16 protein-coding genes are annotated in these 20,730 nt (G+C 38.9%); 11 read left to right on the top strand and 5 right to left on the bottom strand.

Annotation, left to right across the window (positions count from 1 at the left end):
- The first annotated feature begins 2 nt into the window (after positions 1-2).
- The 4 genes from RUH74_RS07405 to RUH74_RS07390 all read left to right on the top strand — a co-directional run bounded on the left by RUH74_RS07405 (position 3) and on the right by RUH74_RS07390 (position 3,708).
- On the top strand, positions 3-995 hold the full coding sequence (locus RUH74_RS07405) for an ABC transporter ATP-binding protein (protein WP_313799643.1): 993 nt from the start codon (positions 3-5) through the stop codon (positions 993-995).
- Positions 992-1,969, top strand: coding sequence for an ABC transporter ATP-binding protein (locus RUH74_RS07400; RefSeq protein WP_313799642.1), 978 nt, complete (start codon positions 992-994; stop codon positions 1,967-1,969). The genes RUH74_RS07405 and RUH74_RS07400 overlap by 4 nt, the downstream gene beginning before the upstream one ends.
- A 70-nt stretch (positions 1,970-2,039) precedes the next feature.
- On the top strand, positions 2,040-2,501 hold the full coding sequence (locus tag RUH74_RS07395; RefSeq protein ID WP_313799641.1) for a hypothetical protein: 462 nt from the start codon (positions 2,040-2,042) through the stop codon (positions 2,499-2,501).
- 121 nt (positions 2,502-2,622) lie between these two features.
- On the top strand, positions 2,623-3,708 hold the full coding sequence (locus tag RUH74_RS07390) for an AI-2E family transporter (protein WP_313799640.1): 1,086 nt from the start codon (positions 2,623-2,625) through the stop codon (positions 3,706-3,708).
- A 181-nt stretch (positions 3,709-3,889) separates the two neighbouring features.
- On the opposite strand, the gene ald is transcribed toward RUH74_RS07390, so the two are convergent.
- The 5 genes from ald to RUH74_RS07365 all read right to left on the bottom strand — a co-directional run bounded on the left by ald (position 3,890) and on the right by RUH74_RS07365 (position 10,839).
- On the bottom strand, positions 3,890-5,035 hold the full coding sequence (gene ald / locus RUH74_RS07385) for an alanine dehydrogenase (RefSeq protein WP_313799639.1): 1,146 nt from the start codon (positions 5,033-5,035) through the stop codon (positions 3,890-3,892).
- A gap of 19 nt (positions 5,036-5,054) precedes the next feature.
- Positions 5,055-6,479: an aldehyde dehydrogenase family protein gene (locus RUH74_RS07380; protein ID WP_313799638.1), complete on the bottom strand. Its 1,425-nt coding sequence runs from the start codon at positions 6,477-6,479 to the stop codon at positions 5,055-5,057.
- A gap of 74 nt (positions 6,480-6,553) precedes the next feature.
- Entirely contained in the window at positions 6,554-7,864 is a 1,311-nt protein-coding gene (locus tag RUH74_RS07375) for an aminotransferase family protein (protein ID WP_313799637.1), read from the bottom strand.
- Positions 7,865-8,132: 268 nt separating this feature from the next.
- The gene (aguA, locus tag RUH74_RS07370) at positions 8,133-9,230 is read right to left on the bottom strand and encodes an agmatine deiminase (protein ID WP_313799636.1); all 1,098 of its coding nucleotides are present in this window, start codon (positions 9,228-9,230) and stop codon (positions 8,133-8,135) included.
- A 214-nt stretch (positions 9,231-9,444) separates the two neighbouring features.
- Positions 9,445-10,839 (bottom strand): sigma-54 interaction domain-containing protein, encoded by a 1,395-nt coding sequence (locus RUH74_RS07365; protein ID WP_313799635.1) that lies wholly within the window; start codon positions 10,837-10,839, stop codon positions 9,445-9,447.
- A 187-nt stretch (positions 10,840-11,026) separates the two neighbouring features.
- Between RUH74_RS07365 and RUH74_RS07360 the strand changes: the two genes are divergently transcribed.
- From RUH74_RS07360 to RUH74_RS07330, 7 genes are all read left to right on the top strand, one after another.
- Positions 11,027-12,265, top strand: coding sequence for a M20 family metallo-hydrolase (locus RUH74_RS07360; RefSeq protein WP_313799634.1), 1,239 nt, complete (start codon positions 11,027-11,029; stop codon positions 12,263-12,265).
- A gap of 60 nt (positions 12,266-12,325) precedes the next feature.
- Positions 12,326-13,714, top strand: coding sequence for an aminotransferase family protein (locus RUH74_RS07355; protein ID WP_313799633.1), 1,389 nt, complete (start codon positions 12,326-12,328; stop codon positions 13,712-13,714).
- Between the two features lie 33 nt (positions 13,715-13,747).
- Complete coding sequence (locus RUH74_RS07350) at positions 13,748-15,229, top strand: aldehyde dehydrogenase family protein (RefSeq protein WP_313799632.1); 1,482 nt, start codon at positions 13,748-13,750, stop codon at positions 15,227-15,229.
- Between the two features lie 137 nt (positions 15,230-15,366).
- Complete coding sequence (locus RUH74_RS07345) at positions 15,367-16,704, top strand: APC family permease (RefSeq protein WP_313799631.1); 1,338 nt, start codon at positions 15,367-15,369, stop codon at positions 16,702-16,704.
- Between the two features lie 41 nt (positions 16,705-16,745).
- Positions 16,746-18,557 carry an amidohydrolase gene (locus RUH74_RS07340; protein WP_313799630.1) on the top strand — a complete coding sequence of 604 codons (1,812 nt, stop codon included), beginning with the start codon at positions 16,746-16,748 and terminating at the stop codon, positions 18,555-18,557.
- A 233-nt stretch (positions 18,558-18,790) separates the two neighbouring features.
- Complete coding sequence (locus RUH74_RS07335; RefSeq protein ID WP_313799629.1) at positions 18,791-19,387, top strand: TetR/AcrR family transcriptional regulator; 597 nt, start codon at positions 18,791-18,793, stop codon at positions 19,385-19,387.
- Positions 19,388-19,417: 30 nt separating this feature from the next.
- A complete protein-coding gene (locus RUH74_RS07330; RefSeq protein ID WP_313799628.1) occupies positions 19,418-20,701 on the top strand; it encodes a cytosine permease in 1,284 nt (427 codons plus the stop codon).
- Positions 20,702-20,730 lie beyond the last annotated feature (29 nt).

The following is a 20,730-nucleotide window of genomic DNA, read 5'->3' as shown; positions in this document are numbered from 1 at the left end:
ATGTGGAAGATCATGCAATTTTAAATGTAAAGAATTTAAGTACTCACTTTTTTACGGAAAATGGCGTTGTTGAAGCAGTAAATCATGTAAGTTTTTCATTACGTAAAGGAAAAACCTTATGTATCGTTGGTGAATCGGGTTGTGGAAAAAGTGTTACAGCCATGTCGATTATGGGGCTGATCTCCAGCCCTCCCGGAAAAATCGTAGATGGTGAAGTATGGTTTGAAGGAAAGGACTTAATTCGTGCGTCAAAAAAAGATATGCGAAAAATTCAGGGCAATGAAATTTCGATGATTTTCCAAGAACCGATGACATCCTTGAATCCTGTCTTAACCGTTGGCGAACAAATTATGGAGCCGCTGATTGAACATAAATTATTAACGAAGAATCAGGCAAAAAAGCAGGCCGTTGAGTTGATAAAATTAGTTGGCATTGGAAGAAGTGAAGAGGTTTTTAAATCTTATCCGCATCAATTAAGTGGTGGCATGCAGCAAAGAATTATGATTGCCATCGCTTTAAGCTGTAATCCTAAGCTAATCATTGCCGATGAACCTACAACAGCGTTAGACGTAACGATACAGGCACAAATTCTTGACCTGCTGAAAAATATAAAAGAAGAACGAAATATGTCGATGATATTAATTACACATGATCTAGGTGTTGTAGCAGAGGTGGCTGATTATGTCGTTGTTATGTATGCAGGGAAAGTGATTGAAGAAGGTACCGTATTCGAGATTTTTAAAGATCCAAAACATCCCTATACAAAGGGGCTCCTAAAATCCAAGCCAATTATTAATCAGCGAAACAAAAGGCTTTATTCCATTCCAGGCCAGATTCCTAATTTAATAGGTTTAGAACCGTCCTGCTATTTTTTTGAGCGATGTGAACATAGAATGGATATTTGCAGGAGAAAGCTCCCTGAAAATAGTAAAGTGAATCATGATCACCAAGTATCTTGTTGGTTATACGACAAAAGTGAGGGTGCGTTATCATGAGTCTAACAGGTGAACCCCTTTTAGATGTAAAAAATTTAAAGAAGTATTACAAGGATTCCTCCTTCTCCCTATTTAAAAACGATCATTCTGTTGTCAAAGCGGTTGACGATGTAAGCTTTACGATAGCTAAAGGAGAAACCTTTGGTCTTGTAGGAGAATCTGGAAGCGGCAAGAGTACCATTGGCCGTAGTGTCTTACGATTAACGGATATTACTGATGGAGCCGTCATTTATAAGGGGAAAAACATATATCAGCAATCAAAATCCGAACTGCGTGAAAATCGAAAAAACTTTCAATTCGTTTTCCAGGATCCATTTAGTTCACTAAACCCTCGAATACGCATAGGGGACGCAATCGGGGAGGCCTTGCTTGACCATGGCATTGCTTCGAAAAGTGAAATACGTCAAAAAGTATTAGAAATAATGGATGTTTGCGGACTTGCTCCCTATCATATTGATCGATTTCCTCATGAGTTTAGCGGTGGTCAGCGGCAGCGAATTGGCATTGCGCGTGCAATCATCATGGAACCTGATTTTATCGTTGCAGATGAACCGGTATCAGCATTGGATGTTTCAATCCAAGCACAGATTATTAACTTATTTATCGACTTGCAGGAAAAGAAACATTTAACTTATTTATTTATTTCTCATGATTTAAGTGTAGTGGAGCATATTGCATCGAAGGTTGGAGTGCTTTACTTAGGTTCAATAATGGAGATGGGATCTCGTAATCAAGTATTTGATAACCCTCTTCATCCCTATACCCAAGCGTTGTTATCAGCCGTACCGATCCCAGACCCAACGATAAAAAGGCAGAGAATTTTATTAAAAGGCGATATACCAAACCCTGCTACCCCCCCATCTGGCTGCAAGTTTCATACGAGATGTCCGTGGGCCATCGAAAAATGCAAAGAAATAGCTCCAGAATTGAAAGAGACAGAGCCTAATCATTTTGTTGCCTGTCATTTAGTATGAGTTGCTGGCAGGATAATTGAGGTATTTATTATAATCTAGTACTGCAGATACAAAGGGAAGGAATGATTTTGTGGGACAAATTCATGTTCATCGAATAAATTTAATGGAGGCCTTTTTGATTGAAACACTTCGCGGTGACCGTGTTTCAAATACAGAATTATTGGATCGTACATATAAAAAAGAGATTGAAGAATGGCAAAATCTATACCCGGAATTAGACTTTCAAGGATTAGTTACCCTAGCCGATAAAGATTTTGGAGCATTCAAATCAATCATCCAAGACGGCTATAAAATAAAATTTGTTACAATGAACGGGTTGAAAAATCTTCTAAAGCTAAGGTTTACTATTACAGAAAATGAATACAATCAGTCAGAAAAAGGAATTGAAAAAGTAAAGGTGAATAATGAACAATTATCATGGATTGAACAAATATTGTCAGGCAATTGGAGGATAAAAGAAACCTTACTGGAAAAGAATGAAGATCAGGGAAAGTATATCAATATATTATTAGCTGAAGAAATAGGAAAATAAGAATTAAAAAGCCAATTTTCTGTATGCACGGGAAATGGCTTTTTTGATTGGAATTTCAGCTAATTAATTGTAATATTTTAGAGAGGGAAATTTTAGCAGTATTAGGAAGTGAGAATGGTATATGTCGATGCTAGAAAAAAGATGGTTTAAAAGTATGGTTGCCATTATCCTATTTTTAATCATTGTGTTTTTATTAAATAAGAATCAGTTTATATTAACACCCATTGTAGTTTTGCTTAAAACAATCTTTCTCCCGTTTGTCGTAGCAGGTATTTTATTTTATTTATGCAGGCCATTAGTTGTGTGGCTAGAAAAGAAGAAAGTGCCAAGATGGATTGCTATTTTAATTGCCTATGCTGTCATCATCTTGTTTGTTTTTGGCATTATAAGATTGGTTGGGCCGGTTATCAATGACCAATTAGATCGATTTGTAGCTAATTTGCCGGCCATGGTTTCTACTGTAATGGATTGGGTTAAATATGTTCAAGAAAATCGGTCTACTTTCCCAGATTTTGTTCAAGAGGCATTGCTGACAGCGAGCGCTGAGTTAGAATCAAGACTAGAATCCAATGTAGGGAATATCGCAAATGGAATCCTTAGTGTTTTTGGATTAATTGGCGGGTTAATTAATACAATTATTTATCTTGTGCTTGTTCCTTTTGTTTTATTTTATATGCTAAAAGACAGTCATCGTTTTGCACCGAGTGTGGCAGTTTTATTTCCGCAATCTAAAAGGGAACATGTAAAAAACATATTAAAAGAAATGGACAAGACCATTGCAACTTATATACAAGGTCAAATGCTTGTAAGTGTAATTGTTGGAATCCTCTTGTACATCGGCTACTTAATTATTGGTCTAAACTATTCGCTAGTTTTAGCGATGTTCGGAATGTTTACAAACGTGATTCCGTTCTTAGGGCCCTATATTGCAGTGATTCCTGCATTCCTTGTAGCATTATTTCAAGACCCTGTAATGGCTCTTTACGTAGCAATTGTCATGTTAGTTGCTCAACAAATTGAAGGCAATATTATTTCTCCTAATATTATGGGGAAAACGCTAAAAATCCATCCGTTAACAATCATAGTATTGATTTTAACAGCAGGTAACTTTATGGGGATTATCGGGATTATCTTTGTTATCCCAGCCTATTCTATTGCTAAGGTGCTTGTAGTGAATGTTGTTAAAATCTTTAAAGAAAAAGAATAATTTATTTGAATTATTATCGAGTCACCAAATTTTTGGCAGCTTTTGCTCTTTGAATAACTGTAAACGGAAAGGTTAAATAATAAAAATATAAGCCTCCTATTATATGCCTTGTTGATAATGATACTGGCAAAAGGGACCCTCAAAGGGCCCCTTTTGTTAAAATGCATAACATTAAGTAGATCTATAGACTCCCACTACTTGCAACCTTTTCCTTCGCTAATATTTCCAGTGGCTGCACATATTCGTAACCGAGATCTTTTGCAACCGCTTCGTATGTGACCTCACCATTGATTGTGTTTAGTCCTGCGGCGAGCGCTGGATTCTCAGTCAATGCTTTCTTTACACCTTTGTTGGCAATTTGTAACGCGTATGGTACTGTCGCATTTGTAAGGGCAATCGTTGATGTGTGCGGGACGGCTCCCGGCATGTTTGCTACTGCATAATGGATAACGCCATGCTTAGTATATGTTGGGTTATCATGAGTAGTAACTCTGTCAGCAGTCTCAATTATCCCGCCTTGGTCAACAGCGACATCAATAACTACGGAACCTGTTTCCATTGATTTGATCATTTCTTCTGTCACAAGTCTTGGTGCCTTTGAGCCTGGGATGAGTACAGCTCCAATTACTAAGTCAGAATCGGCCACTGCTTCAGCAATATTGAAAGGATTAGACATAAGTGTTTGGATCTGGTTGCCAAAGATATCATCGATTTGACGCAACCGCTCTGGACTTAAATCGATAATTGTTACATCTGCTCCTAGACCCATGGCAATTTTTGCAGCATTTGTTCCTACAACTCCGCCGCCGATGACCGTTACCCTTCCTCTCTTAACGCCTGGGACACCTGCAAGAAGAATACCTTTCCCGCCCTTTGTTTTCTCCAGAAGCTGTGCACCAATTTGGGCGGACATTCTTCCAGCTACTTCACTCATAGGAGTAAGGAGCGGAAGCGTGTTTCCTACTTGAACCGTTTCATATGCAATAGCTGTTACTTCTTTTTCCACCAGTGCTTTTGTCAGTTCAGGTTCCGCAGCTAAATGAAGATAAGTGAATAAGATAAGACCTTTACGGAAATATTTGTATTCACTTGAAATGGGTTCCTTGACCTTCATAATCATTTCTGCATCTGCCCAAACTTTCGCAGCGTCAGCTTCAATAGCAGCTCCAACCTCTTGATAGGACTCGTCCCCAAATCCACTCCCTAGCCCCGCTTTGCTCTCGATAACTACTGTATGTCCAGCCTTAATAAGGCTCATAGCACCAGCTGGAGTTAGTGCTACACGATTTTCATTATTTTTAATTTCCTTTGGTACGCCAATAATCATTTGAAAAACCTCCATTTCATTAATTATTATTAAAGATTACTAGCTTTAGCTCTGTCATTTCTTGGATTGCATATTTAATCCCTTCGCGACCTACACCGCTTTCTTTTACGCCGCCATATGGCATGTGATCCACACGGAAGGTTGGTATATCATTAATTAGGACTCCGCCAACATGGAAAGTCTTTGCTGCCTGCATAGCTGTGTGGATATTCTCTGTGTAAATGCCAGCCTGCAGCCCATAACGGGAATCATTAACAAATTTAATCGCCTCCTCAACAGAGTCGACTTTGTTTATTAAAACGATTGGAGCAAAAACCTCTTGGCATGATACCTTTGATGCAGGATCCACCCCTAATAAAACGGTAGGGAGGAGAATATTGCCTTCATTGATTCCGCCCGCCGCTACGGTTGCCCCATTTTGTTTTGCCTCTGAAATCCAGTCAAGCGTTCTTTCCACTTCTTTAGGATGAATTAAAGCAGAAACATCTGTGTCAGGATTTAATGGATCACCCGCTTTCAATTGTTGTGTTGCTTTAACAAATTTTTCAATGAAGGTGGCATAGCTATCCTTATGGACATAAATTCTTTGAAGGGAAATACAAACCTGGCCTTGAAAACTAAAGGCACCTTCAACACAGCGCTGAATGACTTTGTCGATATCGATATTTTTATCTATAATGAGCGCCGCATTGGATCCTAACTCAAGGGTCACATGTTTTAGCCCAGCCTTATTTCGAATGCCAATTCCTACTTCAGGGCTGCCTGTAAACGTTATTTTCTTTACTCGATCATCTGAAATTAGCTTTTCGCCAACGACTGCACCGCTTCCGGTTACCACATTAAAAGCACCTGACGGCAACCCGGCTTTCTGTAAAAGCTCAGCAAGAAAATAGGCGGAAAGAGGCGTCTGGCTTGCGGGCTTTAATACAACTGTATTTCCAGCAGCTATGGCAGGGCCAACTTTATGGGCAACGAGATTCATTGGAAAGTTAAAAGGAGTAATAGCTCCAATAACTCCAAGTGGTTCTTTAACAGTGTAAGCAAATCTCCCTTCACCGCCAGGAGCTGCATCTAGTGGAATCGTTTCCCCGCTGATTCTTTTCGCTTCCTCAGCAGCAAATTTATAAGTTTGAATGGTTCTTGCCACTTCTCCTTTAGCGGTTTTTAGTGGTTTGGCCGCTTCTAGAGCAAGAATCTCAGCAGCTTGATCAAAGTGTGTTTCAAATAGGTGAGCGAGATTTTCAAGGATTGTGGCCCGCTGGTGGCTTGGCATTTCAGTCATAATTGTTCTTGCTTTGTATGCTGCATCGATAGCTGAATGGACTTCTTCAACAGTCGCACTTGGGATTTCAGCGATCAGTTCTCTGCTGTATGGAGAGAGTAAGGGAATATAATGTTTCGCTTCTACCCACTTTCCATTGATAAACAAATGATGTTTTTTCATTAGTATATAACCTCCAAATGATTGAACCAGCCAAATTTCTTAATAAGAAAAGTTTATATTGAAATAGCTATTTATTACATTTTCTCTACTGTAAAAATTGCACGGTCAATAATTTCTACTAAACGATCAATCTCCTGCTTATTAATTGAAAGAGGTGGAGCAAATACAAGGATATCCATCCCATCGAAAACGACAGATCGGCAAATGAGTCCCTGCTTGGCTGCTTCATTTACAACCAGAGGGGCAACAGGTCCCGATGGTAGCTGCTGGCTATTCAGTTCAATAGCACCCATCAGCCCTAACGCCCTAACATTTCCAACAATCTCTCTCTCTCCTTCGATCCATCTAAAACCTTTAAGCAATTCCTCTCCCATATTTTTTGCGTTTTCGATTAGGTTTTCATTTTCGATTATTTCAATATTCTTTAAGGCTACCGCACACGCCATTGGATGACCGCTATAAGTATAGCCATGTAAGAGTGTCCCAGTTGATAAGCGTTTAAAATCTTCATATATCTTTTTAGAAATGACAACTCCGCCAAGCTGTGCATACCCGCTAGTCACTCCTTTTGCAAAACACATTAGATCGGGTGCAACCCCGTAATGGTCAATTCCAAAGTATTTTCCTGTTCGGCCAAAACCGGTAATGACTTCATCCGTGATAAATAGAATATTGTACGTATCACAAATAGTTCTAACTTTTTTAAAGTAATCCTCAGGAGCAATATGAACCCCACCCGCTCCTTGTACAGGCTCTGCAATAAAGGCAGCAATTGTATCAGGTCCTTCAGAAATAATTACGTCCTCTAGCGCTTGTGCCGAGAAATTATCCGTATGATAAAAATCTGGTGCTAAGGAATTAGTAAAATCTCGGAAGGGCTTTAGCCCTGTAGCACTAGTTGCTCCCATTGCAACCCCATGATAGGACTTTATTCGAGAGATTATTTTCTTTTTCTCTGGCTGCCTTTTTAATATCCAATAATGCCTTGCTAACTTATAAGCTGTATCATTGGCTTCTGATCCTCCAGATGTAAAAAAGGTTGCATGTAAATCCCCGGGAGCGACTTCGGCTATTTTTGCAGCTAATCGAATGGCAGGTTCATTGCTGAATGTCGCGAAACATGAGCTAAAGGCTAACTTATTCATTTGTTCCATGGCTGCAAGCCCGAGCTCTTTTCTTCCATGTCCAATATTTACATTCCAAAGAGAGGACATTCCGTCAATCACCTTTTTCCCATGAACATCTTCGAGGTATACACCAGTTCCTTTTGAGAAAATAAAGGCTGGACCACATTCTTGCTGTTGCTGAATAGGGGATGTCGGATGCAGAAAGTGTTTTTTGTCCAGCTCCACTAATTCTTGATAAGTACGTTCATTAGTGATCATTATGATTCTCTCCTCATAAAAAAATTTAATTTACAGAAACTTTGTTTCATATGAAACCTACTTTTCGAAAATACGGAATTGTTTTCTTCTTTCTGTATAAGTACAATGCAAGGATTGTGCCAACTATTATTTGTAACCGGTTTTTTTGGAGAATCTCATAAAAAAAGAGCTGAATGATTTAAAATTCAGCTCAATGATTTTTAAAAAGATAGGTATAAGTTTTTCAAGAGTTTAAAAAGAATCTAGCCCTAATATACTTTCGCTTTTCTTAAGGCAAGGGCTGCTGCTGCGTGATACAATGAATATTTCCCCCGCCGACTGAGACTTCACGAGTGTTAACAGTAACAATTTTGCGGTCTGGGAAAATTTGTTGAAAAGCTGCAACAGCATGCTCATCCTGAGGGTCATTAAATGTGGGCAAAATAACGCCTCCGTTACATAAATAACAATTAATATAAGTAGAAATAAAGGTTACATCTGATGAACGTTCGTAACTATGTCTAGAGTAATCAATTTCAAAGCTTTCTGCTTCACTTAATGTAATTTGTTTAGGCATCTGTATCTTGTGTATTTTTAACTTTCTGCCTTTTGCATCAGTTGTATCCTTTAGTCGCTCATAAGCATCCTGGAGTACTGAAAACTGTGGATGAGTCGGGTCATCAGTCCAGCCCAAGGCAATTTCACCAGGCTTAACAAAAAATAAAACCTCATCCACATGCCCATCTGTTTCATCTCCGACCAGTCCATCCTTTAGCCAGATGATTTTATCTACATTTAGGTATTCAATAAGTTTTTCTTCTACCTCCTCCTTCGTTAAATTTTTATTTCGATTCTTATTTAAGACACATTGCTCAGTCGTGATTAATGTACCTTCACCGTCTACGGTAATAGCCCCGCCTTCCAAAATAAAGTCGGTTGCATCATAGCGGTCAATTTGCTCGATTTCCAATACTTTTCGTTTTACTTGGAGATCTAAATCCCAAGGGAAATATAATCCCTCATCAATTCCGCCCCAAGCATTAAATCCCCAGTCAATCCCGCGAACCTCACCGAGATCATTTTTAACAAAGGTTGGACCGATATCGCGCATCCAGGCATCATTAGAAGAAATTTCTATTACGCGGATGTGTTCCGGTAAAAGGGCACGAGCATTTTCGAATTGTTCAGGTCGTACACACATAGTAACAGGTTCAAATTGTGCAATTGCCTTGGCAACCTCAACATATACTCTTTGTGCAGGCTTGGCACCAGCTCTCCATGTATCTGTTCTAACTGGCCAAAGCATCCAAGTTCCCTTGTGTTTTTCAAATTCTCCAGGCATTCTAAAACCATCTTTTTTTGGTGTACCTTTGATTGTTAATACCATGTTTATCCCCCTAAACTCAGTAATCATCGTAATTGTTGGCAGAGCTTTAAAAAACTCCCGCCTAAACTATATTTACTAAGTTTCTGATGCAAGTTCCATGCCAAGAATAAGCAGAGATATAGACTCTCTATATGCCAATTTTGGGCTATCAAATCACTTATTTACAGAATGAATGGAATTTTCTAATAACTGAACCGGTTGCGAATCACTTCACTTAAGTTAATAAATTATACTTTTGCAGTCTTCTTATAAATGAGGATTGGGTTATTCCAAGCGCTTTAGCTGCTTTCCTAGTAGATGTATGTTCTTTTTTTGCTTCAATAATTAACTTCTTCTCTATTTCCTCGATATAATCAGGAAGGCTTTGGCCGTTTAGGTTCAGAGGAAAATCACTTTCCTTTTGCACTTCCCTCAATACCTTTTCTGATAAATCGCTTTTATCAATGATGTTTGATTTTGCGGTGACAACTAAACGTTCGATCATGTTCTCTAATTCTCGAATATTGCCTGGCCAGCTATAATTTTGCAGATAATCAATTAGCTCTTTTCCTAAGACAGATGATTTTCGATACTTTGCTTTGAATCGTTCAAGGTAATGAAAAACAAGGGGAATAATATCATCCTTTCTTTCTCTTAGCGCAGGTATCTGAATTGAAACAACGTTTAAACGATAGTATAAATCCTCTCTAAATCGCTTTTCTTGGACCATTTCTAGAAGGTTTTGGTGGGTAGCCGTAATAATTCGTACATCTACCTTTTTTAGGTCAGTGGAACCAATAGGGAAAAATGATTTTTCCTGAACCAATTGAAGAAGCTTTGGCTGCAGGGTCAATGGCAATTCTCCAATTTCGTCAAGAAATAGAGTGCCTCCATTTGCTTTTTCCACTAACCCAATTTTCCCGCTGCTATTTGCTCCAGTAAAGGCCCCTCTTTTATAGCCGAATAGTTCAGATTCTAGCAGGGTTTCTGGAATTGCCCCACAATTTATTTGAATAAAAGGTTTATCAGATCGATTGCTCTTTCGATGGATCCTTGAAGCAATCATGCTTTTGCCGACACCAGTCTCCCCTGTAAGGAGGATCGTTACATCTAGTGATGCGATTCTTCCGATTAAATCTAATATCTCCTCATGTCTTTTGCTATTGCCAATAATCATTTGATTGTTTTTCTTTTCCGTTTCTTTGAGCTTCATTTCTTGGAGCTCATCCCAATATTTTTGGAGAAGTATTTCAGCCTTTTCAAGCTGAAGGGAGGATCTGACAGTATCCGTTATATCTTTCACATTGACAAGGACATACTTGGTGTTATCTTCTTTGATTTCAACAAAGTAGCCAGTGGCCAAGTATTGCCGCCCTTTAGATGTTTGGACTTTTGTCACTGTTTCTTTTTTTTCTAACACAATATTTGTAATGGATGGGGTGAAAAGGCCATCTTTTTCAAGGTTGGTTACACTTCTGCCAATAACCTTGGAGCGCGGCGCCCCCATTTGTTTCGAGCTTGTGTCATTAATCCATAGAGCGACGCCATTATGGTCAGCAATAAAGATCCCATCTTTAAGATAATTAAACATCTGGTGAAAATGTTTATCCTCAAAAAACTTTTTGCTCATACTAACGCCCCCAAAGCATGATCGATTGCGTATTGCTTCGTTTTCGGTTCGGATTGAATCGAACCCGATTCACAATAATTACTATATTATAAATTTTCAGATTAATAGTCAAATACCTTTAGGGTTTTTCAATGAATTTCATTTTGGCATAAAAATTGCATTAATAATTGATTGAGGAGGTAAGTGAATGGAGACAACCAAACTTAGAGTGAATAGAAAGCGTTTACTAGATACGATTAATGTAAGCTCTTCCATAGGAACATTAGAAAATGGGGGGTTAAACCGGCTAGCTTTAACAGAAGAAGATAAAGAGATGAGAAACATATTTGTTCAATGGCTGCAAGATGAGAAGTTAGAAGTTCGAGTGGATGACTTTGGAAATATTTACGGAAGAAGAAAAGGAAAGTGCAAGGATTGTCCAGCCGTAGCAGTTGGATCACATTTAGATACACAGCCTTGCGGCGGACGCTTTGATGGAGTATTAGGTGTTTTAACTGCTTTAGAAGTGATCCGTACCCTTAATGAGAATAATATTGAGACCGACTATCCGATTGAAATTGTTAATTTTACAAATGAAGAAGGTGCCCGCTTTGAGCCGCCGATGCTGGGATCTGGCGGTGTTGTAGGTGAATTTACAAAAGACTTTATCTATAGCGCAAAGGATAATAAAGACATTTCATTTCAAGAGGCACTATTAAAAATCCAATACATGGGTGAAGAAAAGCACAGATTGGGAAATATCAAAAACTTTATCGAGCTCCATGTGGAACAAGGCCCCATCCTTGAAAATAAGAATAAGTTAATTGGAATTGTTGAAGGAATTCAAGGAATAAGCTGGCTGAATGTAAAGGTAGTAGGTGAAACGAATCATGCTGGACCCACTCCGATGGAAAACCGCAAAGATGCACTGGCACCTTCCGCTAAAATGGTTACGAAAGTTTATGAAATAACAAATGAAATGAAAGGTTTAAAAACAACAGTAGGAAAACTTAATGTCAAACCGAATATTACGAATGTTATTCCAGGTGAAGTTGAGTTTATGATTGACGTACGGCATGAGGATGATGAAGTAAGAGCCAGTGCAATCGATAGACTAAGAGAGCAGCTAAGTACCATTGCCGTAATGAATAATGTAGAGGTTACCATTTCAACGGACTGGCATTCTGATACCGTACTATTTTCCTCCGATGTCATGGAAGCTATTAGTGAAGCGGCAGACCTGTTGGGGTATTCAAAGGCAAGATTATTTAGCGGCCCCGGACATGATGCAAAATATATAAGTAAAATAGCTGATACTGGGATGATTTTTTTACCTAGTATTAACGGGATAAGCCATAATGAAAAAGAATTGACTCTTGAGGATGATATTGAGAAGGGGGCAAATGTTCTCCTGTATACCATTTTAAAACTTGCAACGACCCAATAACTTCCAATTTTTGTTTAAACGGACTTTTATAAGAATATTTTTACTGGGGGCTGATTGAAAATGAAACAAGCGATTAGAAATGAAAATTACGAATCATTGGCAGTTGAACTTTCCAATTTAGATCGAAAGCATCTCCTTCACCCATCCACAAATCCAAAATTACAGGCACAGACTGGCCCGAAACTTATTTTTACAGGTGGAGAAGGAATTTATCTCCATGATATGAGCGGAAAAAAATATATTGATGGGGTTTCCATGCTTTGGAATGTAAACTTAGGACATGGAAACAAGGAGTTGGCTGAAGCTGCTTACGATCAGATGGTAAATGTTGCGTATGCTTCAGCATTTTATGGCTATGCGAATGAGCCAACCGTTCGTTTGGCCGAAAAAATTGCTTTATTAACACCGGGAGATTTAAATACAGTATTCTTCACTTCTGGAGGGTCGGAATCAAATGATACGGCATTTAAACTATCAAGGTTTTATTGGCAATTACAAGGATATCCAGAAAAAAGAACGATTATTTCGCTAAAGAGAGGGTATCATGGTGTAACAGTAGCAGCACAAAGGGCTACGGGTATAGAGGTTTACCGTGAATTTTCAGGATCAACTGACCCTGATATTGTCAATGCTAAAGCGCATCTGACAGAATGTGAGCTTGGTGACAAGAATCATCCAGAGTATGAGGGATGTATTAGAAGCATCATTGAAAAGCTGGGCAAAGATAAGGTTGCTGCTGTTATATTGGAACCCATTCAAGGGGCTGGCGGCGTACATATTCCCCCTGATGGCTATCTTCAAGCAGTTAGAAAACTATGTGATGAGTTTGATATCCATCTCATTGCTGACGAGGTTATTTGTGGCTTTGGACGCACGGGCAAAATGTTTGGAGTGGATCACTGGGATGTGGTTCCTGACTTTATGTCCATTGCAAAGGGGATCACTAGTGGATACATCCAGCTCGGCGGTGTAGTGATGAGAGAGAAAATTAGAGATGCCTTTGCGTCATTTGATGGGATGCTTGCACATGGATTCACTTACAGTGGACATCCAACGGCATGTGCAGTAGGCTTAAAAAATATTGAAATTTTAGAACGTGACGGCTTAATTGAAAGAACCCAAATATTAGGGGAACAATTAGAAAACGGGCTGCGTTATTTAGAAGATAAATATGAATTCGTATCAGGAACCAGAGTAAAAGGATTACTAGCTGGATTTGATTTAATGAAAGATCCTGATAAAAGTATCCCTTTCGATGAATCTGTTAAAGCGTCAGTCAGTGTTGTAGATGAAGCTTATCAAAGGGGCTTATTGATCAGGCCGTTTGATTTTGAACCAGGGATGAATATTATCGCAATTGCACCGCCTTTCATTACTGCGGACAATGAATTGGAGCGAATGATTAATATTGTAGATGATTCTTTAGCCGCCTTTTCAAAAAAGCTTTAAGAGGTAATGACAGATAATATGGAGGCGTTTCAAGTGATAGAGAACATAGTTCAATTGCACCCGAAAGTGGTTGAGTTTTTAAAAGGACCAAAAAAATTATTTATCGATGGAGAATGGGTTGAATCTGTTGAAGGGGAGACTTTTCAAACGATAAATCCTGCGACGGGAGAAGCATTAGCAGTTGTATATGCCGCATCAGAAAAGGATGTTCATCTAGCTGTCGAAGCTGCTTCCAGAGCTTTTGAAGAGGGGCCATGGCCGAATATTTCCTCTTCAGAAAGATCGAAACTGATGCATAAATTAGCTGATTTAATGGAACGGGATATACAGGTGCTAGCCGAGCTCGATACGTTAGACAATGGCAAGCCAATTAAAGAAATGCTGACTGGCGATTTGCCAAACGCCATCGAACAGCTTAGATATTTTGCAGGCTGGACGACAAAAATGACTGGCCAGACGATTCCTATTTCAACATCCCATTTAAATTATACCCACCATGAGCCAGTCGGTGTAGTTGGACAGATTATTCCTTGGAATTTTCCAATTATGATGGCCCTATGGAAAATAGCGCCTGCTCTCGCAACAGGCTGTACAATCATATTAAAGCCAGCTGAACAAACACCTTTATCAGCTTTATATTTAGCTAAGTTAATAGAGGAAGCGGGATTTCCTAAAGGGGTTGTTAATATTCTCAATGGCTTTGGAAAAATAGCCGGAAATGCGCTTGTTAAACATCCAAAAGTAAATAAAATTGCTTTCACTGGTTCGACACCTGTTGGTCAGGCCATTATGAAAGAGGCAGCAAACACAATGAAACGGGTTACGTTGGAGCTTGGAGGCAAATCACCGAATATTATCTTACCTGATGCGGATCTAGATAAAGCGATACCAGGTGTATTTTCCGGGATTATGGCAAATCAAGGTCAAGTATGCTGTGCGGGCTCAAGGGTGTTTATACCAGATCATCTTTATAACCAGGTAATGGATAGATTAGTAGTTTATGCCCGGAAAGTAAAACTAGGCAATGGATTGGAAGAGTCAACAGAAATGGGCCCTCTCGTCTCTAAAAGGCAGCAAGAAATTGTTACCTCCTATATAGAAAAGGGGATACAAGAAGGAGCGAATCTTTTAATCGGCGGGAAGAGCTCAGACAAAGGCTATTTTGTAAAGCCAACCGTATTTGCTGGTGTACAAGATGAAATGACCATAGCTAATGAAGAGATTTTCGGCCCAGTTGTAGCTGCGATGCCTTATAAGAGTATCGATGAAGTTGTACGGCGTGCCAACAGCAGCCCATACGGATTGGCAGCAGGTTTGTGGACGGAAAATTTAAAAAATGCCCATACGATTTCAAGAAAATTAAAGGCAGGCACTGTATGGGTTAATTGCTATAATATCACCAACGCAGCTGCTCCTTTTGGAGGGTATAAAAAATCCGGATTCGGCCGCGAGATGGGATCGTATGCTTTAAATAATTACACAGAAGTGAAAAGCGTTTGGGTTAGCTTAGATTAATTAGCCCTACTTAACAGCCTTCAATTAATTGGAAAGCAATTGAAGGCTGTTAAGTAAGACTCCGCTAAAATTGAAAGCGGATTCATTTAAGCGAGCAATAATATAAATTTAAAGTCCTAGAGGAAAAGGGTGTTCATATGGAAGTTACAAATCAGCTTCAGCGAAGGTTGAAATTAAAGCATGTTGTCGCAATTGGAATTGCTTATATGTCTCCATTTGCTGTATTTGATACTTTTGGAATTGCTTCGGATGTGTCCTCAGGACATGTGCCAGCAGCATATATAGTCGTTTTTGCGGCAATCCTCTTTACAGCCTTAAGCTATGGAAAGCTAGTAAAAAAATATCCTACAGCAGGGTCCGTTTACACATACACGAAAAATATTATGAATCCATATTTAGGAATAATTGCTGGATGGATTACTTTTCTTGCGTATTTAGCTTTGCCGATGATCAATGCCTTATTGGCCAAAATCTATTTATCTGCGGCCATGCCTGAAGTTCCTGATTGGGCTTGGATTGTAGGGCTTATTCTTGTTATTAGCATATTAAATATTTTTGGTGTTAAGCTAGCGGCTTCGTTAAATATGCTTCTTGTCGCTTTTCAATTTATTATTGGGGTAATTTTCATTTATCTAAATGTACGGTCAATAATGAAAGGTCCTGAATCTTTTATCTCTCTCAGCGAGTTATTCCCCTCTAGCATGGGGATATCCGGCCTTTTTGCAGGTGCTGCACTCCTAGCTTTATCTTTTATCGGGTTTGATGCAATTACTACACTTTCAGAAGAGACGATTGAACCAAAAAAGACAATCCCAAGGGCAATCATATTAGTAGCATCAATAGGGGGAATCTTTTTCTTCTTGGTTACTTACTTCATGCAATCCCTTTTCCCAGACGTATCTATGTTTAATGATATTGAAGGAGCCTCTCCAGAAATCGCCTATACGATTGGAGGAAATCTTTTCTTATCTATTTTCACCGCTGGCGCTTTATTCTCAGTATTTGCTTCCGGCTTAGCAGCTCAAGTAAGTGCATCAAGGCTGTTATATGCGATGGGCAGAGATAAAGTGTTGCCTAAACGTTTTTTTGGATATCTTCATCCAAAACTTAATACACCAGTCCCAAATATTCTATTTATTGGCCTACTGGCGCTTTCCTCTCTTTTTCTAGATTTAACAATGGCAACATCACTCATTAATGTGGGAGCATTTACTGCATTTAGTTTTGTTAATATTTGTGTGATTGTGAATTTTTTTAAAACCAATGCAGAACGTACAATTGGATTTACCTTCGGAAACTTGATCGGCCCCCTGATTGGACTTGGCTTTATTATATATTTATGGAGCAGCCTTGATTTAATTTCAATTATTGTAGGTTTGATATGGGCTTTCCTTGGTATTTTGTATTTAATTATATCAACCGGCTTCTTCAAAAAGGAACCTCCAAAGATCGACTTTGAAGAGTTAGAGATGTAGCCTTAATAATATCCAAAAAAATAATAAGGAGTGAAATGTTTATGAATCGTATTTTGCGTAATAAGCTGCTTTTTTTGAGTTTCATCCTTATTCCGTTCGTATTCATGCTAGGCGCATGTACAGAAAAATCAGATGTAACCGCCAAAAAGGATACAGATTCAACTGAAAAAAATACTGTAGAGGTATCTAATGATCAAGCCACACTCGTTCTTAAAGATGGGATCGTTTACATAATGGAGGAAGATCAGCCGCTTGCTGAGGCGGTTGCCATAAAGGACGGAGAAATCCAGTTTGTAGGAAGCAGCTCTGACGTAGATAAATATGTGGGGGACGATACGGAGGTAATTGATCTCGAAGGAAAGATGGTATCTCCAGGTTTTATGGATGGGCATACGCATCCACCAGGTTTATGGACGTCCAAACTTTTTGAAGTATATCTTACAGAACTTGAAAGCAACGAAGAATATATTCAAGCAGTTGCCGATTTTAGGGAGAAAAATCCTGATGCCAAAATCATTACAGGGGATGGATGGGTAAATGGGCCGTATGAACAGGCTGATGGTACGAATCCAGGCCCTAAGAAGGAGGATCTGGATGCGGTCGTTTCGAATATTCCGGTCATTCTCTATTCTATCGATGGACACTCGGTATGGGTAAATTCCAAAGCACTGGAGATAGCTGGAATTACAAAAGATACAGAAGTTCCTAAAGGTGGAATGATTGAGCGTAATCCTGATGGTTCTCCCCGAGGGGTTTTACGAGAAGGCGCAATGGATTTGCTCACGGATGTCCAGGCTTTGTCTACCTTAACAGATGAACAATATAAAGAGGCCATTTTAGAATTTCAAAAGGAAATGCACAGCTTTGGCATGACAGGAATAATGAATATGTCAGGCAGTGACAGAAGTTTAAAAGTAATGAATGAATTAGAAAAAGAGGGCAAGTTGACAATGCGGGTGGCCAACGCAATTACATTCGGACCAGAAACCGGGCCGGATGATGCAGCTAAGAAAATACATGATGCTGGTAAAAAGTACAACTCCGATTGGCTTTCGATAAATACAGTAAAATTATTTGCGGATGGAGTCACGGAAGGGAAAACGGCCCTCTTTGTTGAACCATACACTAAGAATGCCGGGATGGGCGCTCATCATCATGGGGATGCAAATTGGGAAGAGGATATCTTCAATAAAATGGTTTCAGAGCTGGACAAAGAAGAGATACAAGTGCACATTCATGCAATCGGCGATGGAGCTGTTAAAATGGGCATGGATGCCATTGAATTGGCTAAAAAGGAGAATGGAGAGCATGATTCCCGCCACACGATTACTCATATTAGCGCTATTCAAGCAGATGACATCTCCCGCATGGCAAATTTAAATGTTATTGCCAGCTTGCAGCCCTTTTGGTTTTATAAAGATCAGTATTATGACTTAGAAAAAGCAATGATAGGGGAAGAACGTGCATTAGCCATGTATCCAGCTAGAGAAATGTGGGATGCTGGGGTAATGATTTCTAGCAGCAGCGATTATCCGCCTACCCCTGATTACCGCCCCTTGAACGCGATAGAAACGGGAGTTACAAGAAACAGCCCTTATTCTGAAGAGCAGAATAATGATTTGGTGCGTAACATTGATCAAGCGCTTACTGTGAAGGAAATGCTGCAGTCTTATACAAAGAATGTGGCGTATCAAATATTCCGCGAAAATGACTTAGGTTCTCTAAAAGCTGGTAAGAAAGCGGATATGGTTGTGCTTGGAGAGGATCTTACTAAAATTGATTCGAAAAATATTTCTGAGACCCCTATTATTTATACGATTGTTGATGGAAAGATAGTCTATACAGGAGAATAGTACTGTACATTTTATTCGGAGTTAAAAATATAAATAAGTCAATATTTGCCCGCGTGTTTTGTTGAATCTTCTTTCAAAACACGCGGGCTTTTTTATGGAGAAATCAGAATGTGTATAGGGGGATGCTGCTGTTTTGTTTTATAAAAATACCTAAAAACCTATAAATATAATGTTGATTATCTTCTGAAAACTTAGTATAATTCACCTAACGAAATTAGTTAGGTGGGATGTTGATGACGAAAAATAAAATAAAAGCGGTTGCGTATAGGCAATTGGCGGAGAAAGGGTATGATCGGGCAACCCTCTCTAGTATCGCTAAAGAGGTGGGAATCAAAACACCGTCCATCTATGCTTTTTATAAAAATAAAGAAGATTTGTTTATGGCGGTGTATAAAGATCTATTGCAAGATTATTATCTTTATATGATTAAAGCAATTGAACAAACATCAAATAAGGGGGTTAAAGAAAGGCTTTATCAAATTGTAGAAGATCTCTGTCATTATCATTTAAGTCAACCTGAGAAAACAACATCCTACATGAAACTTTCCTTTTTCCTGCCTCCTACTTTGAATGATGAAGTGAAAGAAATCTTTAGCGAAATGGAAGAGGCGCTTTGTGATGTGATCAAGGGTATTTTTTCAGAAGGGATTGAAAAAGGGCAGCTTAAAAAACAGTCAATTGATGATTTAACAGCATCATTCCTTTGCTTGATGGATGGGATATTTCTCGAAATGCACTACTATCAATACCATACATTTAAACAACGTGTTCAGCAGGTTTGGAACATCTTTTGGAATGGGATATGTATGAATATGCACCAAAGAGATTAACACAAATTTAATAGATAAGGGGTTACATGTATGAAAGAGGAGGCAGTTATTTCAGATTATGCAAGAGAGGCAGTTCCGAAAGAATTACGTCGATCTTGGTTTTCGATGTTTTCGGTGTTAGTAGCGATTGGTGTTGACTTATCATCGGTAATTTTAGGTGCTGAATTGGCAAAGGGGATGCCGCTAAATCAGGCGATCTTATCTGTTTGTATCGGTTCGTTTATTCTCGCTATTTTATGTACGATCAGCGCAATTGTTGGGTCTTCCACCAATTTATCAACTTCAATGATTACGAAATATGTATTTGGAAAATACGGAGCTCAAGTTTTTTCCGTTGTTATTGGGATTTCATTATTGGGCTGGTTTGGTGTACAGGTTGGATTTTTTGCAAACAACGCCCATACGGTTCTACACGACGCGTTTCACTTAACGGTAAACATAAAAGTGCTTTCTTTAATTGGCGGTTTATTAATGATGACGACTGCAATAATTGGGTATCGAGCTATTGAAAAATTGAGTGTTTGGTCTGTCCCTCTTTTATTAGGTTTAATGCTATTGACTTTATTCTTAACACTAAAAAATTACTCGTTACAAGTGGCAATTCCTCATTCAGCCGGATTTACCCTAGGCGGAGCGATCTCTCTAGTTATTAGTATTATGATTGTCGGAGCAACCACGCAGCCGGATATTGCTCGTTGGGCAAAAAGCAGAAAAGATGCAGTGATTGCTACCTTTTTGGGGATTTTTATTGGGAATAGCTTCATGATTATTCTTGCTATTTTAATGTCAAAAGCAATGGGAACAGAAGATATGATGAAAATCTTTATTGCACTAGGATTGGCTATTCCAGGAGTATTAGTACTAACTCTTGCACAATGGACAACAAATACATCGAATTTATATTCATCTTCGCTTGGGTTCTCATTGGTTTTTACTAAAATTTCAAAGGGATGGATAACGGTTATTTTAGGAGTAATCGCCACAATCCTAGCGGTTCTTGGAATATATGATCAATTTATTTCGTTTTTAAATATTCTTGCCATAGTGATCGCTCCGATTAGCGGAATATATGTAGCTGAATACTTTTGTGTGAAGCAAGAGTTTCAACGATATAAGCTTAAACTAGAAGCACGGACAGTCGTTATCCGGTCGATCATTGCATGGGTTGCAGGGATGCTCGTAACGTATTTAACGACTGCTGCACCAACAGGGTTACAAGCATTTTCCCTTACAACGGTCCCTCCCCTTGACGGAATATTGGTTGGGTTTATTATACAGACAATTTTAGGGGTGTTTTTCAAGAAACAAAAATAGGATGCAAACATCAAAGTGAAAATGAGGAG

The organism is Cytobacillus sp. (assembly GCF_032154635.1).
Classification (GTDB): Bacteria; Bacillota; Bacilli; order Bacillales; family Cytobacillaceae; genus Cytobacillus.
The sequence above is the reverse complement of the archived record's forward strand: the minus strand, read 5'-3'. Positions and strand labels throughout refer to the sequence as shown.